The 5,253-nt window shown below is 40.1% G+C and carries 5 protein-coding genes and 1 tRNA gene; 1 reads left to right on the top strand and 5 read right to left on the bottom strand.

Going from position 1 to position 5,253, the window contains the following annotated elements:
• Positions 1-269: 269 nt before the first annotated feature.
• From ACJ751_RS21725 to ACJ751_RS21745, 5 genes are all read right to left on the bottom strand, one after another.
• A tRNA-Val gene (locus ACJ751_RS21725) sits at positions 270-344 on the bottom strand.
• Between the two features lie 263 nt (positions 345-607).
• Positions 608-961 (bottom strand): sigma-70 family RNA polymerase sigma factor, encoded by a 354-nt coding sequence (locus ACJ751_RS21730; RefSeq protein ID WP_407747630.1) that lies wholly within the window; start codon positions 959-961, stop codon positions 608-610.
• A 93-nt stretch (positions 962-1,054) separates the two neighbouring features.
• Positions 1,055-1,741, bottom strand: coding sequence for a LytR/AlgR family response regulator transcription factor (locus ACJ751_RS21735; RefSeq protein WP_407747626.1), 687 nt, complete (start codon positions 1,739-1,741; stop codon positions 1,055-1,057).
• Complete coding sequence (locus ACJ751_RS21740; protein ID WP_407747627.1) at positions 1,731-2,750, bottom strand: sensor histidine kinase; 1,020 nt, start codon at positions 2,748-2,750, stop codon at positions 1,731-1,733. Before ACJ751_RS21740 ends, ACJ751_RS21735 begins: the two co-directional genes overlap by 11 nt.
• The gene (locus ACJ751_RS21745; RefSeq protein WP_407747628.1) at positions 2,747-3,865 is read right to left on the bottom strand and encodes a serine hydrolase domain-containing protein; all 1,119 of its coding nucleotides are present in this window, start codon (positions 3,863-3,865) and stop codon (positions 2,747-2,749) included. Before ACJ751_RS21745 ends, ACJ751_RS21740 begins: the two co-directional genes overlap by 4 nt.
• Positions 3,866-4,057: 192 nt before the next feature.
• Between ACJ751_RS21745 and ACJ751_RS21750 the strand changes: the two genes are divergently transcribed.
• Positions 4,058-5,251, top strand: a complete 1,194-nt coding sequence (locus tag ACJ751_RS21750; RefSeq protein WP_407747629.1) for a zinc dependent phospholipase C family protein — start codon at positions 4,058-4,060, stop codon at positions 5,249-5,251.
• Positions 5,252-5,253: the final 2 nt, after the last annotated feature.

Raw genomic sequence — 5,253 nt, forward strand, 5'->3', positions numbered from 1 at the left:
AAGGCTACAGTTGTTTCAAAGTTGGCAACTTCCAAGCCAATCTTGTCCACAATACACGCCGCTGGCTCACATTCTTGAGTGAACTATGCTCCTTTCATGGGATAGTGTCGGTAGTTTCTGATCTTATCCTAAATTCCCCAACTTTTCAGCCTGATCCTAAGTCTTCGCCGGTGTGGCCAACATAATATCGGTCACGTATAGAAGAGTATAATATATAGACATTGAAAGGCATAAAAAAAAGGCCACTAATCAGTGAACCTTTTCCTGGGTGGGAGTTGACGGGCTCGAACCGCCGACCCTCTGCTTGTAAGGCAGATGCTCTGAACCAACTGAGCTAAACTCCCTTGATTATCATTGGGGTTGCAAATGTAAGGTTCCATTTTTTAATTACGAACTTTTGCTGCAATTTTTTTTAAAACTTACCATACCCCCTATGCTGGAAAGGTTTTCCTTTTTCCCTTCTCCGTCTAAGGCTTGTCCTATCTGCCAATACAGGATTTAGCCAGCTGTTTTTAAGGATTATAATTGTTGGATTAAGACAAATCAGTATTATTATTTTATCCTGCAAGCTCTTCTTTTACTAACCGCCCAAAGCTGTCAAAAAATTTTAGGACGGGTCAAGGGATTGGTCCAATTCAAGAGAAGGCTGGCGACTCTGCTCATCCGCTATTTGCTTCTGGTGGTTACGGCTTCTTTTTTCACTTTTCAGGTAATTGAAACTATTGTTGCGGGCGGTTATATATAGAAATGCCTTGATGTTGACAGAAGTATTAAAGCCCTTATGTAAACGAAACAAACTGGTAAATGTGCGGCTTGTGATGTCTTTTGCTTCTTCCGTATTTCCGGTTAGTTTATCGCAGAAGTGGAATATTTCTCTATAATAGAATTTAAAGACGGCACTAAAAGCTTTTTCATCTCCTTCATTAAATGCCATTAAAATATCGTCCTGAATTTCCTGCATCAAGCTTTTTAATTAGGATGGGTAGTAGTTAGTAGCTAACCGGCGCAAGGTTAAATGAAAGAGAACTTACAGGTTGGAAATAAATAGCGCTCCCTATTTAATAAGCTTATAAAAAGCAACCCTGTACATTTCCGAGACCGGAATTAAATGGTTTTCAATTTTAATCCTGTCCTTCTCTACCGATTCTATCTTATTAAGTGAGATCAAAAAAGATTTATGAACCCGGCAAAACTGATTATCGGGAAGTTTCGATTCCAACAGCGTGAATGTTTCCGAAGTCATGATTTTCCTGTTATCCCTGCAAATAATTTTGCGGTAATCCCGAACGCCCTCTATGAAAAGGAGATCTTCAAGAAATATATTTATATACTGGTATCCTGATCTGACAAAGATATATGGCTGTTGTATTCCCGTCCGGTTACCCTTTAATTTATTTTGTACCCGGATCACCGCCTGCAGAAATCGTTCAAAAGGAAAAGGTTTTACCAAATAATCAGCTACTTCCAGTTCAAAACCTTTTACGGCATATTGATCAAAAGCAGTTGTAATGATGACTTCCGGTCTTTGTTTTATAGATTCAAGCAATTGAATACCGGAGAGACCATCCATTTGAATATCGAGAAAAATAAGATCTACCTTTTCGGTTTGCATAAAGATGATCGCTTCCAGTGCATTCTCAAAAGCACTAAGCATTTTAAGAAAGGGTATATTTTGCGCATACTGTTTAATACGCATCATAGCCAAAGGCTCGTCTTCAATGATGATATAATTAATATCCATCCAGTTTTATTTCAGCCGTAACACAATACAAATTTTCCCGCTGGGTTATTTCCAACTCATAATGGCCCTTATATAACAGATCCAGTCTCTGTCGGATCAAAGCAATCCCTAATCCACTATGCTCTTCTACCAACGATTTGGATGTATCATATATGTTGATACAGGTAAATCGGATCTGCTTGTCAGTGATTACAATTTCCAGGGTTATGGCGCCATTCATTTTTTTGTTGCTGGCATGTTTAAATGCATTTTCAATGAATGGGATGAATAACATGGGGCCGATCATCAATTGGCCAGGATTGCCTGCTATTTTCAAATGTACATATTCTTTGTTGGATGTTCTTATTTGTTGCAGTTCAACATATTTTCTTATATAAGCAAGTTCTTTGGTAAGCGGGATCTTTTCCTGTGATGTTTCGTAAACAACAAAGCGTAGAATGTCTGACAGCTTTTGTAAGTAAGAAGAAGCGGCTGTAGGATCCGTTTCGATCAGAATATCAATGTTGTTCAGGGTATTGAATAAAAAATGAGGATTAAGATGGGTCTTCAGAAGAGACAGCTCCATCTGCAGGTTCTTTTTTTCCAGCTCCGTTTTTTCGTGCAGCTCATTGTACCAGGTAAAAAAGCCTTTGATGATCGTGGCCATAATACCGTTAAAAAGTGCAAAAATGCCAAAAACAAGAAAGAGTTTTTGCGCCAGTTCCCATTGAATACTGGCTGCAATCACACTAAGCGCACTCCGGCTAAGGAATGAAATAAACGCGGTGGGAATAAGGGCTGCTATGATAATTGCCCCTATACCCCAGCCAATAAAGGGAAGGAACTTTTTTTTGGCCAGGAACCGGGGCACCAGCAGGATATAAAAAGCATAAAAGCTCACCATGCCATTGAGAACGGTTACAAGCCAAAAACCTATCGGGTCATCATCTTTAAATACACCCTTTCCTGTCAGGAACAGGTAGATCAACCAATAACCGCCATTAAAAAGTTGGGCAATTGAAATTTTCATCGTTCTGTATTACGTGAATGTAAGAAAAAGCCAAGTACAGCCATTGCTTCATTGATATTGAGCGGAGCATCCATTATGTTAGCTGTTATTGCGAAAATATAGCCGCTTTCAGGATAGAACAGCACAAAGGTTCTGCCGCCTTGGATGGCGCCTCCATGATGGATAAACGTTAAGCCGCTTTTGGTTGTATTGATCCGCCAGGCTATTCCAACATTAGTGCTTGTTCCATTTTCCAGGTGCTGGGGAGTAAAAAGCAGTTCAAGGGTTTTTTCTTGTAAAACCTGGTGATTAAGTAATCCTTCTATCATATATACAAGATCATAAGGAGTTGATAAAAAACCTCCTCCGGCCCATTTATAGCTATTGTTTACCAGGGCCGCATTCACCAGTTTTTTCCCTTCGTGGTCATAAAATCTTACCCGGTTTGGTATGATGCTGTCATTAATATCTGCGGTTGTATTGGTCATGCCGAATGGAAGAAAAATGCTGTCCTGCATATAAGACAGAAACGACAGATGAGCAGCGCCTTCAATAACAGCGCTTAATAACGAATAACCATATGTTGAATATTCATATTGGGTGCCTGGTTTGAAAAGGAGGGTATCCTCTTTAAAAATAGACAACCCTTCCCAAACACTTTTATAATCCTTCGGAATGGTCAGGGGATCATCCTTTCTATAATGGCGGATGCCGGATAAATGTCCTGCCAGTTGTCTGCTGGTAATGGGATATTGCTTAACAGGGAAGGCAGGAACATATTGTTGAACCGGCGCATCCGGATCCAGCTTTCCTTCCTGGTATAGCCTGCCTACAGCTAAAGACGTGAGTAATTTGGAGACAGACCCCATTCTGAATTTAGAATAGATAGACAAGGGGGTTTTATTCTCCAGGTCTGCATAGCCAAAGGCCTCTGCCCACAGTATTTTTTCTTTGTTCCCAACGCAAACCGAAATTCCAGGTAGGTCCTGTTTTTTGCGTAAAGAGTCTATGAATTTTTCAGCCTTTTTGATCGCTTCGCTAAATGATTGATCCCTGATAATTTCGGCTGCTTGTTTATTTTGCCCGAAAACAAGTTGGATATAGAGCGTTAAAATGATCGTTAGATGTTGTTTCATTTCTTAAAATTGCAATCTCCTGTCCAATTCAAAAAATAATTGCTGCATATGGCCGCATCCTGGCTGCAAAATGCCGTTTTTGTCCGGTAAGCTGGTTTACATGATCCCGGAACAGTTATTGCAGGTGGTTCATAAATAATAGTTTTGCCTAGCTATTTTATTAAACGGCTTGCTGTAAGTGCCCTCCTTTTTATGCATGCTTCATCAGTTTGCAAAGCCTACTCCGTTTTAACCCACCAGGCCCTTATTGATGTTAACTGGGATAAGGTGCTGCTTCCGTTATTGAAAGAAAAATTCCCGGGAAGTTCGAATGAAGCGTTGAAAGAAGCCCACGCCTATGTGTATGGCGGCGCCGTTGTGTCTGATATGGGCTATTATCCCTTCGGTAGTAAATTGTTTACCAACTTAATTCATTATGTACGGAGTGGTGATTTTGTAGAAGCTGTTTTGAATGATGCGCATAACCTGAATGAATATGCCTTTGCGCTTGGGGTATTATGCCATTATTATGCAGATGTATATGGACACCGTATTGGCATTAATGTGAGTGTACCTGAGATATACCCAAAGCTGAAACGAAAATTTGGTGATAGGGTTACATTTGATGAAAACCACATTTCGCATTTGCGTACTGAATTTTCATTTGATGTTTTGCAAACTGCCCGGGGAAATTATGCTTCTATGGCTTATCATGATTTTATAGGGTTTAAAGTGGCAGACACCCTGCTGCGGAAAGCATTTACTGAAACATATGGATTAGATGCCAATGAATTGTTTGGCAATTTTTCAAAAGCAGTTGGCCGGTTCAGGTTTACGATCATGAACCTTTTTCCTTTTTTGACCAAAGCCGCATGGGCTGCCAAAAAAGACGAAATTCAAAAAATGAATGCAACAGCCACCAGCCGCAATTTTATTTACCGGATGCATCAAAAAAATGACCGGTATAAATTTGGCAAAAGCGAAAGACCGGGTTTTTTTGCCCGGGCATTTGCACTCGTCATTGTTGTTATACCTAAGCTGGGGCCGTTAAAAGCGGTGAAGTTTAAAGACCCGGGGCCGGTTGCTGAAAAGAATTTCATTGCCAGCTTTGATACGGTTACCCTGCATTATGCCGGAAATGTGATGGCATTACACAAACACGCCGTTCAATTGAATAATGTAGATTTTGATACGGGCCTCCGGACAAGTGCAGGTGAATATTCGCTGGCCGATAAAACCTATTGTGATCTTTTGCTTGAATTAAAGCGAAGAAATTTTGAAAAGGTAAATCCTGCACTCAAAAAAAATATTATTTCCTTTTACGCAGTTCCTCAAAACACCGATCCATCGAAAAAGAGATCAAAGGTTATGGATGCTTTGGTCCAACTAATACTACTAAATTATTGAAA

This window comes from Niastella sp., assembly GCF_045805085.1.
In the GTDB taxonomy this organism is placed as follows: Bacteria; Bacteroidota; Bacteroidia; order Chitinophagales; family Chitinophagaceae; genus Niastella.

Coding starts and splice junctions, on each gene's coding strand:
- ACJ751_RS21740 (WP_407747627.1), bottom strand. CDS start 2,750: ATGAAAATTTCAATTGCCCAACTTTTTAATGGCGGTTATTGGTTGATC.
- ACJ751_RS21735 (WP_407747626.1), bottom strand. CDS start 1,741: ATGGATATTAATTATATCATCATTGAAGACGAGCCTTTGGCTATGATG.
- ACJ751_RS21750 (WP_407747629.1), top strand. CDS start 4,058: ATGCATGCTTCATCAGTTTGCAAAGCCTACTCCGTTTTAACCCACCAG.
- ACJ751_RS21730 (WP_407747630.1), bottom strand. CDS start 961: ATGCAGGAAATTCAGGACGATATTTTAATGGCATTTAATGAAGGAGAT.
- ACJ751_RS21745 (WP_407747628.1), bottom strand. CDS start 3,865: ATGAAACAACATCTAACGATCATTTTAACGCTCTATATCCAACTTGTT.